General features: G+C 33.3%; 15 protein-coding genes. 8 read left to right on the plus strand and 7 right to left on the minus strand.

Translation table 11 applies throughout. From position 1 onward, the window contains the following. Positions 1–3: 3 nt before the first annotated feature. Both rlmH and accD read right to left on the minus strand, forming a co-directional pair. A complete protein-coding gene (rlmH, locus tag LW133_RS04625) occupies positions 4–462 on the minus strand; it encodes a 23S rRNA (pseudouridine(1915)-N(3))-methyltransferase RlmH (RefSeq protein WP_233077067.1) in 459 nt (152 codons plus the stop codon). Beyond that, a complete protein-coding gene (gene accD, locus LW133_RS04630) occupies positions 434–1,306 on the minus strand; it encodes an acetyl-CoA carboxylase, carboxyltransferase subunit beta (protein WP_233077068.1) in 873 nt (290 codons plus the stop codon). The genes rlmH and accD overlap by 29 nt, the downstream gene beginning before the upstream one ends. A gap of 263 nt (positions 1,307–1,569) precedes the next feature. Here accD and LW133_RS04635 point away from each other — a divergent pair, with 263 nt between their 5' ends. The 3 genes from LW133_RS04635 to lpxD all read left to right on the plus strand — a co-directional run bounded on the left by LW133_RS04635 (position 1,570) and on the right by lpxD (position 7,836). Then, positions 1,570–6,048 carry an autotransporter outer membrane beta-barrel domain-containing protein gene (locus LW133_RS04635; RefSeq protein ID WP_233077069.1) on the plus strand — a complete coding sequence of 1,493 codons (4,479 nt, stop codon included), beginning with the start codon at positions 1,570–1,572 and terminating at the stop codon, positions 6,046–6,048. A 136-nt stretch (positions 6,049–6,184) separates the two neighbouring features. Next, the gene (locus LW133_RS04640; protein ID WP_233077070.1) at positions 6,185–6,883 is read left to right on the plus strand and encodes a triose-phosphate isomerase; all 699 of its coding nucleotides are present in this window, start codon (positions 6,185–6,187) and stop codon (positions 6,881–6,883) included. Continuing rightward, a complete protein-coding gene (lpxD, locus tag LW133_RS04645) occupies positions 6,880–7,836 on the plus strand; it encodes a UDP-3-O-(3-hydroxymyristoyl)glucosamine N-acyltransferase (protein ID WP_233077071.1) in 957 nt (318 codons plus the stop codon). The genes LW133_RS04640 and lpxD overlap by 4 nt, the downstream gene beginning before the upstream one ends. 108 nt (positions 7,837–7,944) lie before the next feature. Here lpxD and ccoG read toward each other — a convergent pair whose 3' ends face one another. Beyond that, positions 7,945–9,285 carry a cytochrome c oxidase accessory protein CcoG gene (gene ccoG / locus LW133_RS04650; RefSeq protein WP_233077072.1) on the minus strand — a complete coding sequence of 447 codons (1,341 nt, stop codon included), beginning with the start codon at positions 9,283–9,285 and terminating at the stop codon, positions 7,945–7,947. Positions 9,286–9,432: 147 nt separating this feature from the next. On the opposite strand from ccoG, the gene LW133_RS04655 reads away from it, so the two are divergent. The 5 genes from LW133_RS04655 to LW133_RS04675 all read left to right on the plus strand — a co-directional run bounded on the left by LW133_RS04655 (position 9,433) and on the right by LW133_RS04675 (position 15,805). Beyond that, positions 9,433–11,037: an ABC-F family ATP-binding cassette domain-containing protein gene (locus LW133_RS04655; protein ID WP_233077073.1), complete on the plus strand. Its 1,605-nt coding sequence runs from the start codon at positions 9,433–9,435 to the stop codon at positions 11,035–11,037. A 28-nt stretch (positions 11,038–11,065) separates the two neighbouring features. Next, on the plus strand, positions 11,066–12,349 hold the full coding sequence (locus tag LW133_RS04660; protein WP_233077074.1) for a TolC family protein: 1,284 nt from the start codon (positions 11,066–11,068) through the stop codon (positions 12,347–12,349). Positions 12,350–12,615: 266 nt separating this feature from the next. Further along, positions 12,616–13,587, plus strand: a complete 972-nt coding sequence (locus tag LW133_RS04665) for an HlyD family secretion protein (RefSeq protein ID WP_233077458.1) — start codon at positions 12,616–12,618, stop codon at positions 13,585–13,587. Then, entirely contained in the window at positions 13,587–14,666 is a 1,080-nt protein-coding gene (locus LW133_RS04670; protein ID WP_233077075.1) for an ABC transporter permease, read from the plus strand. Before LW133_RS04665 ends, LW133_RS04670 begins: the two co-directional genes overlap by 1 nt. Then, positions 14,663–15,805 (plus strand): ABC transporter permease, encoded by a 1,143-nt coding sequence (locus tag LW133_RS04675; RefSeq protein ID WP_233077076.1) that lies wholly within the window; start codon positions 14,663–14,665, stop codon positions 15,803–15,805. The genes LW133_RS04670 and LW133_RS04675 overlap by 4 nt, the downstream gene beginning before the upstream one ends. A gap of 12 nt (positions 15,806–15,817) precedes the next feature. On the opposite strand, the gene LW133_RS04680 is transcribed toward LW133_RS04675, so the two are convergent. The 4 genes from LW133_RS04680 to LW133_RS04695 are packed head-to-tail and all read right to left on the minus strand — an operon-like array spanning position 15,818 to position 19,263. After that, positions 15,818–16,999, minus strand: coding sequence for an NAD(P)/FAD-dependent oxidoreductase (locus LW133_RS04680; RefSeq protein WP_233077077.1), 1,182 nt, complete (start codon positions 16,997–16,999; stop codon positions 15,818–15,820). A gap of 46 nt (positions 17,000–17,045) precedes the next feature. After that, positions 17,046–18,041 carry a Holliday junction branch migration DNA helicase RuvB gene (gene ruvB / locus LW133_RS04685; protein ID WP_233037929.1) on the minus strand — a complete coding sequence of 332 codons (996 nt, stop codon included), beginning with the start codon at positions 18,039–18,041 and terminating at the stop codon, positions 17,046–17,048. Continuing rightward, on the minus strand, positions 18,041–18,826 hold the full coding sequence (panB, locus tag LW133_RS04690; protein WP_233077078.1) for a 3-methyl-2-oxobutanoate hydroxymethyltransferase: 786 nt from the start codon (positions 18,824–18,826) through the stop codon (positions 18,041–18,043). Before panB ends, ruvB begins: the two co-directional genes overlap by 1 nt. Next, positions 18,826–19,263 (minus strand): ribosome maturation factor RimP, encoded by a 438-nt coding sequence (locus tag LW133_RS04695; protein ID WP_233077459.1) that lies wholly within the window; start codon positions 19,261–19,263, stop codon positions 18,826–18,828. Before LW133_RS04695 ends, panB begins: the two co-directional genes overlap by 1 nt. Between the last annotated feature and the right edge of the window lie 10 nt (positions 19,264–19,273).

Raw genomic sequence — 19,273 nt, forward strand, 5'->3', positions numbered from 1 at the left:
CTTTTATTTGTGATAAGGATGCTTATGTAAAATACTAAGTCCTCGATAAATTTGCTCACATAATACAATTTTTGCAATTTTATGACTCATAGTAAGTTTGCTTAAACTTAAAGTTCTAGTTTCTTTTAAAAAATTTTCTTCAAAACCAAACGACCCTCCAATAAAAAAATTTACATGCATACAATCCAGCATTTTACTAAATATAAAACTATCGCAAGTTTTAGCATCAGGATGTAGGGCAATATTATTAGCAGTGTGGTTTTTAGAAAGATAAGGAGAAAGAATCTTAGTATAGCTACTCTGTGCCTCCTTGGCAGATTTTTTTTGTGCTTGCAAAACTTCTGTATTAAAAAGATTAAAAATTTTCAACTCTGCACCAAATTGCTTACACAATTTTTGATAATGCACTATAAAATCATCTTCTTTTTCTTTTTTAGCTATACAATACAGGTTGATTTTCATTTACAGGCACCAACATAGAAATAATATCGCTCAAAGTTTTTTTCATATCTTTGCGATGCACTACCATATCAATTAAGCCATGTTCCAATAGAAATTCTGCAGTCTGAAAGCCCTCTGGCAAATCTGCACCAATAGTCTGCTTAATCACCCTGGCACCTGCAAATCCAATCATAGCACCAGGTTCTGCCAAAATCAAATCTCCCAAAAATGCAAAAGAAGCACTCACACCCCCAAAAGTGGGATCAGTAAGCAGAGAGATAAAAGGGATTTTTGCCTCACTAAGCTTATTGAGTGCGGCACTAGTTTTTGCCATCTGCATCAAAGAAAAAGTAGATTCTTGCATCCTAGCACCCCCACTTGTAGATACAATAATTAATGCTTGCTTATTTTGCAAACTCCTTTGTACTGCTCTTACAATCTTCTCCCCCTCTACAGACCCCAAACTCCCCCCCATAAACGCAAAATCAAACACCACTAATTGCACAGGGATTTTATTAATTCTTGCAAATCCCGCAATTACAGAGCTAGGACGGCCGGTTTTATTTTTATATTTTTCGATTCTCTTTTTATAGCTTTCTTTATCTACAAAATTTAGCGGATCTATTGGCGACAATTCCTTATCATACTCTACAAAACTCTGACTATCGCAAAGAAAATCTATACGATCTTGTGCAGAGATTCTAAAATGATGTCCACATTTTGGGCAAACATAAAGCTGTGCATGCACTTCCTTATAATACATCAAAGCACTACAACCATCACACTTAATCCAATGGCTTGTAGTATCTTTTTTTGCTCTTGCTTCATCTCGCTTAAGATTCTTCAAAAAATCCGTAAAAAACATAACACGCCTCTTGCCTCATAAAATTAATGATAAAATTTTAGCAAAATATTTGATGTTTTTATCCTTCACATCACAAGTACCTAAAAACCCTAAATCTTTATCCTGATTTTTATTCATCTTTATTTCATAAAGAACAAAAACTTATTACTAGCAACAATACAGCAAATAATAAAAATTTCATAAAAATGTCAAGAAATCTTGAAAAGTTTTAAAAAATATGTATAATTCTGCCCCAAAAAACAAAAAAACTATAAGGATAATCTATGCAAAACTATGCAAAAAAATACTTTTTCTTAAAAAATCCACGCGGAGGAGGCAACAAAATCTTTAAACCTGCAGTAGCAACCTCTTTGGCACTTTTATTAAATCTTGGTGGTAACATGGCATATGCACAAGCTAGCACAGAATCAAATTGTATTGATAGCAACAATTGCCAACAAATCTCACAAGATATTACACTTTTTTTCGCTACCTCCGGTTCTACTAATGTTAATATTGAGAGTGGAAAGGTAACTTTTGGTCAAAATGTAAACACAGTAAATCTTTCTGATAAAAATTTTGAAAATACTACGCCTGGAGATGGTGTGTTTAATTTCCCTAACTCTACACTTACCATTGACTTTGGTCAAGCCACAAGCAAAACATTTAATCTCACAGCAGAAAATGCAATCTTTAAAGGAAATATTCTTCTAGCAGGTGCAAAAACAGGCAATACTTTTACAGGGAGTTTTACCAAAGGCTATGAAGGAACTATCGAATTCCGCGGTGATTCTACCCATAATATTACACTAGCTAAAAAAGAAATGGTTAAGAAAGAATTAGAAGAAATGTCTCAACCAGAAGATAGCGCCGGACTATCTATAAAAGGTGATATTATAATGGGGCAAAATGTTAGTAGTGGCTCTATGACAATCGACCTTGCAGACGCAAATAACAAAATTATAGGAAATATCTATCGCTATAAAACCAGCAATGAATCCTCTGGAAGTGATACTGCAAAAATCGTGATCAAAAATGGAATTTTAGAAGGAAATATCGGTGGACAACATCTAAATACAAACTCTGGTGCTAAAAATTTTAATGTAGAGCTAGTAGATGGTGCAACAATGAAAGGAAATATCCAAACAGGTTTGCCAACTAGTGGAAATGATTTTGTGGGGAACTATGTCATATTTGGCGGAACTTCACCAGTAATGGAAGAAGAAGCAGCGGCAAAAGTAGTTATGGAAAATAACGATGCGACTAAAGTATATCTAGATGGCAATATCATCTCCTATGGCACAGGGTTTTCAGGAAAAACAGACACAAAAAAAGGGAATCATGTAACCTTTGAAAAAGGCATAATGCAAGGAAAAATCCTAGCAGGAAAAGCAGTTAGTGATGGCACGCGCTATGGATACAATAATATAGTTTTCAAACAAGCAGGGATTAAGCTCGATAAGCTTAGTATCGAATCTACCGGTGGGACAAATGAGATTGTATTTAAAAATGGACAAGTAGATTCTGAAGCTAGCAGTATGTCAAAAGTAGTAGCCAAAGCAGCTGAAGCAAAAACAATCACAGCCGCAACATTTATCGGAAACATCACTGCTGATAGTGGTGGAAAAAATATAATCACTTTTGAAAAAGATGGTGCACTTGGTGCAGCAACTATGAGTCAAAATACAGCAGATCAAATAACAAAAATCACTGCAAATAATCAATCTACTAACCTTATTACTTTTAAAGAAGGTGGAAAAGTCATCAATACAGCTTTTGAAACATTTAATGGCGGAACAAACACTGTCACTTTTGAAACAAAAGATAATACAACTAGTCCAATACTAATGTTAGGAGATATCAATACACAAAGCGGAAGCAATAACTTTACTTTCAAAATCACAGATGCTACTGCTAGTGAGGGTGTTGCTAGTGCTGCTGGCGCTACCGATCTTTTAAAAAATGCAGTATTTGCTGGAAATATCCTAACAAATGGTGGCGCAACAAGAATTATTTTTGACAATAGTTTCTGGATACCAAATAATGCAGCAGAACTCTTAGCAAGTAAATATGATGATAGCCTTGCTACTCAACATCAAGAACTTATGCAATATCTTACAGCTCATCCAAATGGATCTGGAAATATCATTACAAAAAATGGTGGTGGGACGACAATTGTTTTGAGAGAAAAAACTAGTAATTTTACAACAGATAAAGCTGCAAACTTCAAGATCACAAACGCAGGTAGTAGCACAACAAATGTCGTAATCCAAGCACCTGTAAAAGTAAGTGCAGACATAGATTATGCAGGGAGATTTGATAACGATGATAATTACATCTGGGATGGAAGTTCAAATAGCGGAATCGTAAATATCGTATTTGCAAATAATAATAACCTAGGTGATTCTATCAATGGACAAAATGGCACAACAAATGGAAGCGTGCAAGATGACTTCTCGACAGGAACAGATAATAATTTTAATGAAAATAAATTCCTTGGTGTAACTTATAAAGATGGTCTAAGATTTAATCTTAGAGATAGAAATATTACCTTGCAAGATGAGTATGGCACTTATTCTGCATCATTTACAGGAGCTTTTAAAGATTATCTAGGAACAGATACTGATAGAAAAGGTCTTTTAAAAATCACTGTTGATAAAACTCCAAATATGGCTACAAGACAAGATGGTCAAACAACTTCTTATAAAGATAAAATTACTCTTGATGGTATCGCAGTGGGTAGTATTGTGGCACTTGAAAGCAGCAATAGCTCAGCAAATTCAAACTATATAATAGAGCTTACAAAAGGATCAATCTTCTTTGGTGATTTTGATTATTCTAAAATCAAAGCAACAAGCACAGATCAAGCAAATCCAGTAAAAGTGGATATGATAATGAAAGAAGGTTCAAAACTTCTTGTACCTGGAGGAACAAATATTATAAATCTTACTTTTGACAATGCTCCTGTGGTAGATCCAACAGATCCAAATCTTCTTTTAAATACAATTGCACAAAAAAATACAATTGTAGATATTGGTTCTTATGGTAATGATGCAAGCTTTATCCCAACAAGAACAAGCTTCAATCTTTTGCAAATTGGTGACGCACCACAAAATTCTTCTAATACAACAGAAATGCTAGGCAAAAGCGGTCTTAAAGGCGATAATGCAATCTTTAGAGTATATGTAAATACAGACGCATTCCAAGGAAGAAAAAATGCTGGAAGTAGCGGTGCTACACTCAATGGGGAATCTTCTAAAGCAGGAACAGGACAATATGGACATGTATATAGCGATAGAGTAATTGTCTATGATATACAAAATGGTGAAACAGGTAGTGCTAGTACACCAACAAAAGCCGTAACCGAATATATCCAAATCCTTACAAATGGAAATGTAAGCAAGATTAAATATGCGGGTGGTGGAACTGAAACTGCTGGAAATATCGCGGTAATGACTGTAAAACAAGGAAGCCAAGATGTAAATAGCGAGGGTGTAACTGAAGCAGAGAAAAAATCTCTTGTGAATCTAAAATCAACAAATGCTGTTGTGGGGTTTGATGTATTTAGCTCTGAACTAATTGGGGTAACTACTGATAGATATGGAAAAACTACAAATAATAATGGTGGCTATACAACATACTTTATCAAGGATGCAAAAGCAGAAACTTCTACAGCAAACAAAGTAGTTTCTTCCAGTGCACTTAATGCAAACTATGAACTTTATTTAGCAAACTTAAACAGCCTTAATAAAAGAATGGGTGAATTAAGAGATAATTCTAATGCGCATGGCGTATGGGCAAGAGTATTTACTGGTATGCAAACATCTAGCTTTGCAACACAAAGCACATCATACTACACGACAATTCAAGGTGGTTATGACTATGCATTTGGCATGGAAGGTGCAAACAACTATCTAGGTTTTGCAATATCCTATGCGAACTCTGTTAATAAAACAGACCTATTGACAGAAGAAGTAACTAACCATAAAAAAGGAATCAATAGCTCTATTGCTAATGGTGCAGAAATTGCGATTTATAACGCTTATGTACAAGATGGTGCAAGTAAGGCAAATGGCTTTAAAAATGGTCTTTACTCAGATACAATTCTTAAATTAAGTTTTATTAATAATAGACTTTCTTTCTTTAATGAAAGTGGAAATGACAGTGTAAATAATTTTGCATTTACATTTTCTCAAGAATTGGGATATAGATTCTTGCTTGGTGAGAAAAATGAATGGTATATCGACCCACAAGCAGAAATTGCTTTTGGTTTCTTGGATCAAAGTAGTCTAAGAAGAGTTTTGGGTGCATATCATCTAGATGGTGTTCAAGATGCAATCCTTACGCTAAGAGGAAGAATAGGTTCTAGCTTTGGATACAAATTTGATCGCTTTACACAAGATAAGGGCTTTAGATCACAACTTTATATAGGAACTTACTATACAGGTGATTATATCCATGGTGGATCTATCAATCTTACATCTAGTGCTGGTGGAGATTCTACACTTACACCTCTTGCATCCACTGGAAGATTTACACTTAATCTAGGTACAAACTTCACAATAAAAGATCATCACAGAATCTATTTTGATTTTGAAAGAAGTTTTGGTGGTAAGATTGTTACACAATATCAATTCAATCTTGGCTATAGATATAGCTTTGGCGAAAATAAAAAATATACACCAACAGCTTTAACAATAACTTCTGATATCAAAAAAGACAAAAAACAAACTGAAAATAAAGAAGAAGCTACTAAAAACTAATACAAAAAATAAACCGTAACTTGGTAAATCCATTGAGATAATCTACTATCTCAATGGAACTTTTCTTTAAACCCTACCTCCTACTTTTAAAACCCTATATTTTATGTTAGAATTTAAAAAATACTAAAGGATTTTCATGTCAAAAATCATTGCTGGTAATTTCAAATCCAATCTCACACGCACAAAAATACAAGAATATTATCAAATTCTAGATTCTAAAATTATGCCAAATGATAAAGTATTTTTATTTCCTCCATTTTTTGCTTTACAACAAAGCCAAAAATTTCAAATCGGTGCACAAAATGCATATCCTGCAAATAATGGTGCATTTACTGGAGAAATCACACTAGAAGCACTAAAGGATTTAAATATCAACACTCTTCTAATCGGTCACAGCGAAAGAAGAGCTTTACTAGGAGAAAATCAGGAGTTTTGTGCACAAAAATTTAATTTTTTTAAAGCACAAAATTTTTCAATTTTTTATTGTATTGGTGAAAATCTAGAAGTACGACAAAAAGGTTTTGAAATGACAAAAAAATTTCTTGCCACACAATTACAAGGAATTGATATAAACTATCCAAATCTTATCCTTGCATACGAACCTATCTGGGCAATTGGCACGGGAAAAAGTGCAAGTCTAGAAGAAATTGAAGAAGTACATACATTTTTAAAAACTCTATGTCCTGCTAAGATTCTTTATGGAGGAAGTGTGCAAAAAAATAATCTTGCAGAAATTTTAAAGTTACCGAATGTAGATGGTGCATTAATTGGTAGTGCATCGCTTGATATAAATAATTTTGTTGATATGATCACACTAGCAAGGGAGTTATCATGAAACTTTCAGAAATTTTACAACTTATTGATATAAAACAACCTCTAATAAAAGATTTCGAACTTGAAGGCATCGCACCACTAGATAAAGCCTCGCCAAAAGAAATTGGTTATATAGATCAAAAACAATACCTCGATACATTAGAAAATTCTCACGCTGGCGCAGTCCTTATTCGAGAAGAATTTAAGGAAAATGTCCCTGCGCATATCCAAGCAATTATCACTGACAACCCGCATTTAGCCTTTGCAAGAATCTCACATTTTTTTGAAAAAAAAGAATTTAATCAAGAGGGACGAGAGGCAAATATTCACAAAGATGCCAAAATTATGCCAAATGTCTATATTGGTAAAAATGTAAGCATAGGTAGTGACACAGAAATCATGCCAGGTGTTGTAATTAGTGACAATGTAAGCATAGGGGAAGGGTGTAAAATCTATCCTAATGTAGTAATTTATCGTGATACAATTATTGGAAATCATGTCTCTATTCATGCAGGAAGCGTGATAGGGAGTGATGGTTTTGGCTATGCGCACACTAAAACTGGTGAACATGTAAAAATCCAACATAATGGTCGCGTAGTAATCGAAGATGATGTAGAAATCGGTGCAAATAACACAATTGATCGTGCAGTATTTGGAGAAACCAGAATCCAAAAAGGTGCAAAAATTGACAATCTTGTACAAATCGGGCATAACTGCATAATTGGCCCTTATACAATCCTAGTTTCTCAAGTAGGTCTAGCTGGATCCACCACTACAGGTAGAAATGTCGTTATGGGAGGACAAGCAGGGACAGGCGGACATATTCATATTGGTGATTTTACACAAATTGCAGGGCGTGGAGCAGTAGGTAAAAATCTCCCTGCAAATACCAAATGGGGTGGCCATCCATTAATGGAACTTGATGAATGGATGAAGTTTTATGTAAGCTTAAAAAGAATGTTGAAAAAAAAATAAAGATAATAAAGAAAAATAATTCTTCATTTTTTTACCCTCTATGCAAATATAAGGGGTTTTAAACTCCTTGTTGTCTTATAGCAATACTACTACTTTGTTACAACCAAATTAAGGTGTAACAAAAATAGTTTTCCTCAAGATAAAAATCTTTGGATCATCTAAATCATAGATTTTGATTTGGAGTGGAATTGTGGTTTGAGAATCTTTTGATTTTTGCATACTTCCTTGCTTCTTTCGTAAAATCACTACTTGCTTAATCTTACCTCCCGCATCTACCTTTATTGCTTCCTTAGGCTTTAAAATCTCAAGACTAGGATAATTCAAAATTTCAAATTTATAGGTATGGGGTTTATTATCAGTGTTTTCAAACAAAAAGATATAAAAATTATCAATTGCACCATTTTTTCGTATCTCATAAAGCTGGGTATTTCGATCAATATTTACCAAAATAGATTCCTTCTTACTCCCCATAAAAATCATAATTCCCATCACAATACAAAGCACAATTACATATCCAATCGTAGCACCTCTAAAATATTTTACTTTGGATTTTGTCTGCACTGCATTTGGCGAACTCCACTGAATAAGCGAAGGTTTTTGAAACTTTTTCATCACATCGCCACATGCATCTACACACTCAAGGCAATTAATACATTCAAGTTGCATTCCCTTACGGATGTCAATATGCGTTGGGCACACTTTTACACATTGATGGCAATTAATACATTCATTATTGCTATCTTGTTTTTTGGGTGCTAAAAGCAAATTCCCCTCCTTGCTATATACTGCACCACCACGATTATTATCATAAATTGCCATGATTGTATTATTATCATAAAGCACAGATTGCACCCTTGCATAAGGACACATATAGATACAAAAATTTTCCGCCATAAAAGTAATATCAAAAATCAAAAATATAGCAATACAGAGCCAAAATCCTAATAAAACTTTATGTTCCATGGGATTTTGCAAATACAAAAAGAATTCTTTTGGAGGAATAAAATAAAATAAAAATACACCCGCTGCACAAAGCGCAATACAAGAAAAAAGCAAAATTCCTATAATCTTTTTTATTATATTGGTTTTTATATGATAATCTGGCTTTTTTTGCTTATCAGAGATTTTTTTACGCAATCCTAAAATCTTAGTTTCAATCAGATCGCGATAGATCACACGAAAAATTGTCTGCGGACAACTCCATCCACACCACACTCTCCCCCCCAAAGTCGTCATAAAAAAAATACCGATAAAAAGCATTATCAATAAAAATGGCATCAAGTAAAGTTCTTGCACATTAAAAACAATTCCAAAAAGATGCAATTGTCTATGATCAAATGAAAGCAAAAAAATTTGATTACCATTAAATTGGATAAAAGGTATCACAATTAAAAATAAAGAAATTAGTAGGTAGAGTGCATAACGCCTCATTCTATAATAAGCAAACATCTCTCTTCCTTATGTCATTTACAGGGTTTTTTATATAATAGCACCTTTTTTGATAAAAAATCACCAAAAATATAAATATATTTTTTATATTGAAAAACAGCATAATAATTGCTAAAATCAAGAAAAATAATTATTTTAAGGAATGTTATGCTGCAAACAATCAATCTCACCATGAATTATGCAACAAAAAAATTATTTGAAAACATAAACATCAAATTAGATTCTGGCAAACGCTATGGATTAATTGGCGCAAATGGTGCAGGAAAATCAACTTTCTTAAAAATCCTTTGTGGGATTTATGAACCCAGTAGTGGAGAAGTAGTAATCAATCCTAATGCACGACTGGGGGTCTTAGGACAAGATCAATACGCTTTTGAAGAACTCAGCTTAAAAGATGCTGTTTTAATCGGAAATAAAAGATTATTTGATGCAGTCAAAGAAAAAGAAAGGCTCTATACAGAAGGAGATCTTAGTGATGATAAGATCAATGAGAGATTAGGCGAATTAGAAATGATTTGTGCCGAAGAAGATCCAATGTATGAATATGAAGTAGTCATTGAAAAAATCCTACAAGATTTGGGATTCCCTACTAAACAACATGAAGACCTAATGAAAACTCTCACTGGTGGCGATAAGTTTAAAATCTTGCTTGCGCAAGTACTTTTTCCAAAACCTGATATTTTACTACTTGATGAGCCTACCAACAACCTTGATCTCCCCGCAATTGCATGGTTAGAAGAAAATCTAAAACGCCATGAGGGCACTATGGTTGTAATTAGTCATGATAGACATTTTTTAAACACAGTTTGTACACATATTTTAGATCTAGATTTCAAAACCATCAGGGAATTTAGTGGAAATTATGATGATTGGTATATTGCATCTACCTTAATTTCCAAGCAACAAGAAATGGAACGCAATAAAAAACTTAAAGAAAAAGAAGAATTAGAAAACTTTATTGCAAGATTTTCTGCCAACGCATCAAAAGCCAAACAAGCTACCTCACGTCAGAAACAACTAGAAAAGCTTGATATCAAAGCTCTTGAAGTTTCAAGTCGTAGAGATCCAAGCATTATCTTCAAACCAAAAAGAACAATCGGCAACGAGGCATTAGAATGTGAAAATATCTCTAAATCTTATGGGGATAAAAAAATTTTTACAAATCTTGATTTGAAATTCTTGCCTGGTGATAAGGTTGCATTAATTGGTGCTAATGGAGTGGGAAAAAGTACATTATGTAAAATTTTAGTAGAAGAATTGCATCCAGATAATGGAATAATCAAATGGGGTGCAACTACACAAAAAGGGTATTTTCCTCAAAATGTAAGCGAAGAAATTAAAGGGGAGGAAACACTTTATGAATGGCTAAGAGGCTTTGATAAAAAAATGGAAAGTGGAGAGATTAGAAACGCACTTGGAAGAATGCTTTTTAATGGGGAAGAACAAGAAAAAAGTATCAATGCACTTAGCGGTGGAGAAAAACACAGAATGGTTTTATCAAAATTAATGCTTGAAGGAGGAAATTTTTTGATACTTGATGAACCTAGCAACCATCTTGATTTAGAATCTATTGTCGCATTAGGTGAAGCACTTTATAAATTTAACGGCAATGTAATTTGCGTTAGCCATGATAGAGAGCTTATTGGTGCATTTGCAAATCGCATCATCGAGCTCAAAGAAGATGGAGAAAATGGTGTAAAACTTATTGATTTTAGGGGTAACTATGAAGAATATTTGGAAAGCCGCTCATAATTGCTTTGTTAAAATTTTTTATATCTTTTTGCTAACAACACCTCCACTCGTTCATGCAGAAAATCAAAACCTAAGTTTTAAACAAGCATGGGAATATGTGTTAAAAAATCATAATGGAATCAAAGCTGAAGAGCTAGGTGTAGAAAAAAGCCAAAAGCTCTCTCTTGCCTCCAAACTCACATTTTTACCAAATATTGATATCACTGCAACCTATATCCATCTTTCTGAACCTGTCCATCTCAACCTTGCGCCAATAAGCAATGTATTACCACAAATTAATCTAATCAATCAAGATATAATAATTGGTTCACTAAATATTATTTATCCACTTTATACAGGAGGGAAAAGATGGCATGGAGTAAATATTGCAAAACTTCAAGAAAAAGATGCAAAAGAGGCATTGCGACTCAAAAAACTAGCCACCTTTGAAGAATTAGCAAAAATTTATTATGGTGTTTGGCTACAGCAAGAAATTTATTTTACCTTGCAAGAAATGCAAAAAAGCGCACAAATCCACTACAATAATGCATTAAAATTGCAAAAAGCTGGGCAGATTGCAAAAATTGAAGTTTTGGGTGCACAAGTAGCATTAGATAAAAGCAAAAATAAAAGCAAAGAAGCAAAAAACAAACTTGAAATTTCGCAAATTGCACTTAATACTGCCTTAAATTTAAAAAATACACATCCTACTTCAAATATAGAAGTCAAAAGACCAAAAAAATATGAAGATTTTTTTGTGCAAAAAACGCTAAATTCCTATCCAATTTTAAAAAGTTTAGATCAAAAAATCTCGATTGCTAGTGAAGCAAGAAAAATAGAAATTGCCAAACTTTTCCCTGATGTTGCTTTGATGGGATCATATTTTATGGACAATAATTTTTTATTACATAATCAATCCTTGCCTTCTTGGTATATAGGCATCACAGCACGATTACCTCTTGTAAGTGCAGGAGGTAAGATTCCTCAAATCCAAGCAGCAAAGATCGTAGAAATGCAACTAGATAAAACCAAGGCCCAAGCCATAAAAGATATGGAAGTTTTAGCAAGAAGTACCTATAAGGAAGTAATTTTTGCACAAGAGGAATATTGGAGTTTAGAATCTAGCATCAAACTTGCGCAAGAAAATCTAAAATTACAAGAGGTTGCATTTAATCAAGGTCTAGCAACAAGCATACAAGTTATTGATGCAAGGAATATGCTCTCAAACACTCTTATTGAACAAAAAACCATTGCATATAAATATGTGATTTTACTCTCAAAACTTATGGCACTTAGTGACAATATTGCCATGTTTTATGAATTACAACAATAAGGATTAACATGAAAGAAGAAAAAAAACTCTCCCTAGAAAAAAATCCCAAAGAAAAAAAGCAAAAAAAACAAAAAGGGCAAAAAGAAAAAACCAAAGAGAAAAAAAATAAAATACAAACAGAAGAGAAAAAATCAAAAAAAGAACAAACAAAAAATGAAACTTATACTCAGATAACTACGCAAAAAAATACCATAAAACAGAAAAAAGATTTTAAAAAAATACAAAATACACTACTTGAAAAAATCAAAAATTTTAAAAATAAAAAAGTGGTTGAAAAAATCATACTTATTGTAATTTTATTTTTTATTATACTTTGGTTAGGAATCACATTTTATCGTGCCTATGAAACTAAACCTCAATATTTGCAAGGTCAAATCACTGCAAAAGAATATAGTGTAAGCTCCAAACTTGCAGGAAGAGTAGAAAATCTCAAAGTAAAAAAGGGTGATTTTGTCAACAAAGGAGATTTAATCTATCAAATCAACAGTCCAGAAGTAAATGCCAAACTTACACAAGCGCAAGCAGGATATGAAGCAGCAAAAGCCCTAAGCGAAGAAACAAAAAAAGGTTCCCGAGAAGAAACTATCATTTCTGCAAAAGATGTTTGGTCTTCTGCAAAGGCTATGACAGAACTCACACAAAAAACCTATGACCGAATCGCTGAACTCTATAAAAGCGGTGTGGTAAGCTTGCAAAAAAGAGATGAAGCATATGCGGCCTATCAAAGTGCAAAATACAATGAAAATGTTGCTTATCAGCAATATAAAATTGCTCTTGATGGCGCAAGAGATGAAACCAAAAAAGCAGCCTTTGAAAAACAAAAAGCTGCAGAAGGACAAGTAAGTGAAGTAGAAGCCTACCTAAAGGATATCAATGCTTATGCACCAATTAGTGGAGAAGTAAGTAATGTTTTATTACATGATGGCGAGCTAAGCCCTAGTGGTTTCCCCGTCGTGCTTCTTATTGATACCAAAGATATTTGGTTAAGATTTAGTGTTAATGAACAATATCTCCCTAAATTCCAAAAAGATTCTGTTTTTGAAGGTTATATACCAGCACTTGATAGAACTATCCAGTTTAAAGTGCGTTATATCTCTGTAATGGGGGATTTTGCAACATGGAAAGCAACTGCAAATGGCAAGGGCTATGATATGAAAAGCTATGAAATTGAAGCAGTACCTCTTGAAGAAATTGAAGAATGGCGCGTGGGAATGAGCGTACTTATTAAGGTATTTTAATGCAGATTCTTGCAAATATTTTACTGCGTAATAAATTTTTATGCTTTCTCTACCTTATTGCCCCATTGCTTTTTGGGGGGATTATCTACAACATTTTCAAAGATGCTACTCCAAGACAATTACCTATAGGAATTCTTGATTATGACAAAAGTACATTGTCTGAAGAAATTATCTATAATATCACACACTCCCCCACCTTAAAACCTACAAATTTTTATCACTCTATCAAAGAAGCGCAAGAAGATCTAAGCACTACCAAAATTTATGCCCTTGTAGTGATTCCACAAGATATGCAAAAAAAAATCAAAATGGGCGTGATGCAAGAAATCACTTTTTATTACAACTCACAATTTATCTTAATTGGCAAAACGCTTGATAATGCAATGCTGCAAATCATTGCATTAAGCAACATCAAACTACAAACGGGAAAAAATCTCATTCAAGTTAAAAATCTACAAGCTGCGATGGGAAAAAGTGCACCAATCTTGCCACATATCAACGCGCTTTTTAATCCCAAAAATAGCTATATACAATTTTTAGGAACTTTAATTTTGCCCTGTATTTGGCAGATTCTCCTAGCCTTAGGATTGTTAAATCTTTTATCTTATCCCATTAAAAATAGTGGTGATTTTTTTATGCGTTTTGGATTCAATCTCTTGATTTTTATGTTTTGGGGCATGGTAATGATTTATTTTTTCAACACTCTAAAATTTCCGCTTGTAGGTAATATTTCACTAATTTTCTTTGCTCTTTTAATTTTGGGAATCTCTATTAGTGCAATTGTGGCATTTTTGCAAAGCATTTTTTTAAATGCCACAAAATCTATCAGCCTTATTGCTGCTTATACCGCACCAAGTCTAGCTTTTGCAGGAGTTACCTACCCACAAAGTGCAATGGATAGCTTTGCACTTTTTTGGAGCCATATTTTGCCTATTTCTTATTTTATGGAACTTTATTTCCAACAAGCCCACTATGGCGGTGATATTTTAGAAGGATTTTTTATCCTTGCAAAGATGTTGCCATTTTTACTTTTTTTACCCGCTGCTTGGTTGATTTATAAAATCAAAGGAAAAATATGAGTTTTTTTAAAATTTTTGCACTAGAGTTTAAAGCAATTTTTAGCAACTCTACGATTTTACTTATCGTTTTTGGTGGATCCTTGATGTATGTACTTTTATATCCTACACCATACAAAAGTGATCTTATTAGAGATCAAAAAATTGCTGTCGTAGATTTAGACCAGAGCATGCAAAGTAAAGAATTGATTTTTTATGTAAATTCTATGCCTCAAAATCAAGTCACGCAAATTTTAGATTCTGAACATCAAGCCTTAGAATCTCTAACACATAATAAAATTTTTGGCTATCTTATTATTCCAAAGGGTTTTGAAAAAAATCTCAAAAAAGGAGTGCCTGCACATCTTGCCTATATAGCAAATGCCTCATATTTTTCTGCATATGGTGCAATTGTAGAAGGGCTAAATGATGCAGCAAATGCGCTAGGCCAACAAATTATCATTCAAACCAAAATCTTACAAAACTCTACCATACACCAAAAAGCTGATCTGTTGCAAAAAACAAGCATTCCTCTTTTTAACCCCTCAAATGGCTATCTGAATTATGCCTTAGCAGCAATTTTGATTTTTATTTTACACCAAACTGCTATTGGTGGAACTATGCTTCTTGGTGCCTTTCAAAATAAAGAAAATAATCCTACAAGTTATTATCGCACACAGAGTTTTTTTAAAATTCTTTTTGCTCGACTGTTGATTTTTGGTGGAATTTACATTCTGCTTTTTCTCTTATTTTTTGGTTTCTTCTTCACACTTTATGATATTAATATCAAAGCAAATATAGTTGATTTCTGGTGTTTTGCACTAGTTTTTATTTTTGCCATGCTTTCTCTAGGAATTTTTTTGGGATTATTTATCAAAAATACTGCACTACCTACACAAATTGTTTTAATCTCATCTCTACCTATTGTATTTTTACTAGGTTTTATTTGGCCAAGTGAGCTTATTCCTAATTTTTTAAAATCTATCAGTGCACTTATACCCGCGTATCATGGAATCAATGGCTTTTTAAAACTCAATCAAATGAGCGCTAGTCTCAACCAAATTATGCCACAATTTTTCTATCTACTTTTCTTAGGCTGTTTTTATAGTTTTTGTGCAATCTTTTATCATTCTTTTTATATTAGAAATAAAAATCTGCAATAACTATAACAGGGATTATCTAAAAATCCCTCTGATTCCTAAAATCTTATACAGCCATTTCTTCTCTATCATTCTTTTTATAAAAATTGCTATTTTACCACTTATATCCCTACCTTTAACATTTCCTATCGCACACTCTTCTCCTAAAGAACAAACTGTCCCCTCAGAAATATAGTTAAAAGCCTCCACACCAACACCTAAGATTCTATTTTTAAATGCTTTAGCAAGATATTCACCTTGCTTGATAGCAATTTGTGCGGTAGGGGGATAAAATCTACCACTTTCTGCATCTTTTAACGCAGCACAATCTCCAATAATATAAATATTTTGCATTTTATCTTGATTTTCTTGATTATAAGGCCGTAAATAAGCATCTACTTCTACCTTGCTTCTTGCTGAAGTAAAAAAGCTAGAATTCTCAATCACTGCATTCCCCTTCACACCAGCTGTCCAAATAATTAATCCTGCCTCTATAGCCTCCTCTCTATCATTTCTTTGGACAATTACTCTCCCCTCTTCACAACGCAAAATCTTGCACCCCGTAGCCAACTCCACATTTTCTGTTTTTAAAAAATTTTTTGTTTTTTGCACCAGTTTTGCAGAAAACATTGGAAGAATATCAGGCATTGCCTCAATACATATAAACTGCAGCAATGTAGAATCCACTCCTTGTTCTTTACAAAATTTTTTGAGATTAATAGCCAAAGAAGTAATCGTTTCAATCCCACTAAATCCACCACCACACACCACAAATTTAAGATCTTTACAATCCTTTGTTTTTTTATATTTTTCAATCTGTAAATAAATTTTTTCTCGCAACTTTAACGCATTTTCAAAATCCACAATAGGTGTAGCATACTCTTTGATTCCTGCAATTCCAAAGCTATCGGATTGAAATCCAAGTCCAACAACTAAATAATCATAATCATAGCTTTGCTTTTTTGCAAGAACCTTGTCTTCTTTGATCTCTAAAACTTCATCTTGAATTATTTTAATCTTATGAGGCAAAATATCTGTGAGATAGATTCTTGCATCGCGTCTTGCACCTGTTACTACCTCATGCAATAAAATGCTAGTATAGTGATAATCATAACGACTAATCAAAAAAATTTCATAATCCCCCAAAGCCTCTAAATCTAAATTTTTTAAAAATGCTAAACTCGCATAACCCGCACCCAAAACTACAATCTTTTTCATGTAATCTCCTAGAGATAGTGTCATAACATTTTTTATAATGTTAAAACTATTTTAGCACATTAAAAATTTTATTTGTAGCAATTCTGCCTTTTGCAGTTTTTTCGATATATCCATTTGCTAATAAATATGGTTCAATCGCCTCCTCAATCGTCCCCTCATCCTCACTCATTGCAGCAGCAATAGTAGATAAACCAATAGGTCTTCCTTTTGCGCTTCTTAAAATTTCTAAATATCTCAAATCTAGCATATCAAAACCTAAGGTATTGATTCCTAATTCATTAAGTGCATATTGCGTGGTAGCAAGACTAATACTCTTCTCATTACCTACATCTGAAAAATCTCTTACCCTCTTAAGTAGCCGCAATGCAATGCGAGGTGTGCCTCTAGAGCGTTTAGCAATCTCCAAAGCACTTTTTTCATCAATACTTTTTTGAAAACGCTTGGCTGCACGCTCAATAATCAACCCCAATTCCTCAACACTATAAAACTCCATTCTAAAATTCATACCAAATCGATCACGCAAAGGATTACTTAACATTCCCGCCCTAGTTGTTGCTCCAATAAGTGTAAAACGTGGAAGATCAATCTTAATAGTCTGTGCTGCAGGACCAGAACCAATAATAATATCTAACCTAAAATCCTCCATTGCAGGATAAAGAATTTCTTCGATCGCAGGACTTAGGCGATGAATTTCATCAATAAATAAAATATCTCCTTCTGCAAGATTAGTCATAATAGCTGCCAAATCTCCAGACTTCTCAATCATTGGTGCCGCAGTAACTTTAATATTTGCTCCCATTTGTGTAGCAATAATATAGCTTAGTGTTGTTTTACCAAGCCCAGGAGGTCCAAAAAATAAAATATGATCTAAACATTCTCCCCGCTTTTTACTAGCCTTGATAAAAATATCCAAATTTTTCTTAATTTGTTCTTGACCTATATAATCTTCCCATTGACTAGGACGCAAAGAAAATTCCTCTTTTTCTTCAAAGGAAATTTTCTCAACATTCACCAATCGTGTGTCAAGCGTATTTTTTTCCATTAATAACTTTCATCAAGACTAGGAAAATTCATTGTCTTTACATCATTTACGTACTCTTTAATTGCATCTTTAAGTAATTGCGCTCCTTGTAAATAGCGACGCACAAACTTTGGTTGAAAATCATTAAAAAATCCAAATGCATCACTCCACACTAGAATTTGTCCATCACAATTTACCCCACTACCAATACCAATAGTAGGAATTTTTAGTATTTTTGTGATTTCTGTAGCCACTTCATGTTTTATTCCCTCTAATACAATTGCAAAAGCTCCTGATTCCTGCAACATCAGTGCTTCTTCTTTTAAACGGGTGCTACTCGCTTCATCTTTACCTTTAATTTTATACCCTCCTTCACTTCTTGCAAATTGTGGCATCAAACCAATATGCCCCATTACTGCAATTCCCTCATTTACAATAGCCTTAATAATATGCGCACGATTTGCACCACCCTCCAATTTAATTGCACCTGCTTGCGTTTCTTTATAAAATCGCACCGCATTAAAAATGGCTTGTTTTTCATTTTGATAGCTTCCAAAGCTCATGTCCCCAACAACAAGAGACTTTTGCACACCATTGCAAACTGCCTTGGTATGATAAATCATCTCATCAATACCTATTGCCAAAGTATCTTTATTGCCACCAAAACTTTGTGAAAGACTATCGCCTACCAAAATAAAATCTACTTCACCATCAAAAATCTTGCCAAATAAGGCATCATAAGCCGTAATTGCTGTAATTTTTTCTTGATTCTTCTTTTTTTGCAAAGTTGTAATTGTTGTTTGCATCACCACTCCAATATTGTTTTAACTTTTTTTAACGCTTTTAAATCAAAACTCTTTGTATCTCCGTTGATTTCAAAAACTACTTTTTCATCTTGATAATCTTTTAAAATCGCCTCAAATTCTTCTTTATTGTCCAATCTTACCTGCACTTTTTGATTGAGGGACAATAAAAAATGTCTAGAGGTTTTTAATATGCGCTCCACTCCTGGGGAACTCACCTCCAAAAAATAACTTTTTTCATCCAAAATTTCCACATCTAATAAAGGAGATAACACTTCACTTACTTCTTGACACATATCTAAGGTAATTTTATTTTCTTTATTTGTAATACTAATACGCAAAATATGAGAATCATTTTCCTTTAAAAATGCAATATCATAAAGCACATAACCCAAACTTTCTATCATTCTTTCAATTTTATTTTCTAATTCTTGTGTGATCATTTTAACC

Source organism: Helicobacter anatolicus (assembly GCF_021300615.1).
In the GTDB taxonomy this organism is placed as follows: Bacteria; Campylobacterota; Campylobacteria; order Campylobacterales; family Helicobacteraceae; genus Helicobacter_H; species Helicobacter_H anatolicus.

What these genes read in the sequence shown, in the direction of transcription:
- rlmH (WP_233077067.1), bottom strand. Translation starts at nt 462, where the DNA reads ATGAAAATCAACCTGTATTGTATAGCTAAAAAAGAAAAAGAAGATGAT.
- accD (WP_233077068.1), bottom strand. Translation starts at nt 1,306, where the DNA reads ATGTTTTTTACGGATTTTTTGAAGAATCTTAAGCGAGATGAAGCAAGA.
- LW133_RS04635 (WP_233077069.1), top strand. Translation starts at nt 1,570, where the DNA reads ATGCAAAACTATGCAAAAAAATACTTTTTCTTAAAAAATCCACGCGGA.
- LW133_RS04640 (WP_233077070.1), top strand. Translation starts at nt 6,185, where the DNA reads ATGTCAAAAATCATTGCTGGTAATTTCAAATCCAATCTCACACGCACA.
- lpxD (WP_233077071.1), top strand. Translation starts at nt 6,880, where the DNA reads ATGAAACTTTCAGAAATTTTACAACTTATTGATATAAAACAACCTCTA.
- ccoG (WP_233077072.1), bottom strand. Translation starts at nt 9,285, where the DNA reads ATGTTTGCTTATTATAGAATGAGGCGTTATGCACTCTACCTACTAATT.
- LW133_RS04655 (WP_233077073.1), top strand. Translation starts at nt 9,433, where the DNA reads ATGCTGCAAACAATCAATCTCACCATGAATTATGCAACAAAAAAATTA.
- LW133_RS04670 (WP_233077075.1), top strand. Translation starts at nt 13,587, where the DNA reads ATGCAGATTCTTGCAAATATTTTACTGCGTAATAAATTTTTATGCTTT.
- LW133_RS04675 (WP_233077076.1), top strand. Translation starts at nt 14,663, where the DNA reads ATGAGTTTTTTTAAAATTTTTGCACTAGAGTTTAAAGCAATTTTTAGC.
- LW133_RS04680 (WP_233077077.1), bottom strand. Translation starts at nt 16,999, where the DNA reads ATGAAAAAGATTGTAGTTTTGGGTGCGGGTTATGCGAGTTTAGCATTT.
- ruvB (WP_233037929.1), bottom strand. Translation starts at nt 18,041, where the DNA reads ATGGAAAAAAATACGCTTGACACACGATTGGTGAATGTTGAGAAAATT.
- panB (WP_233077078.1), bottom strand. Translation starts at nt 18,826, where the DNA reads ATGCAAACAACAATTACAACTTTGCAAAAAAAGAAGAATCAAGAAAAA.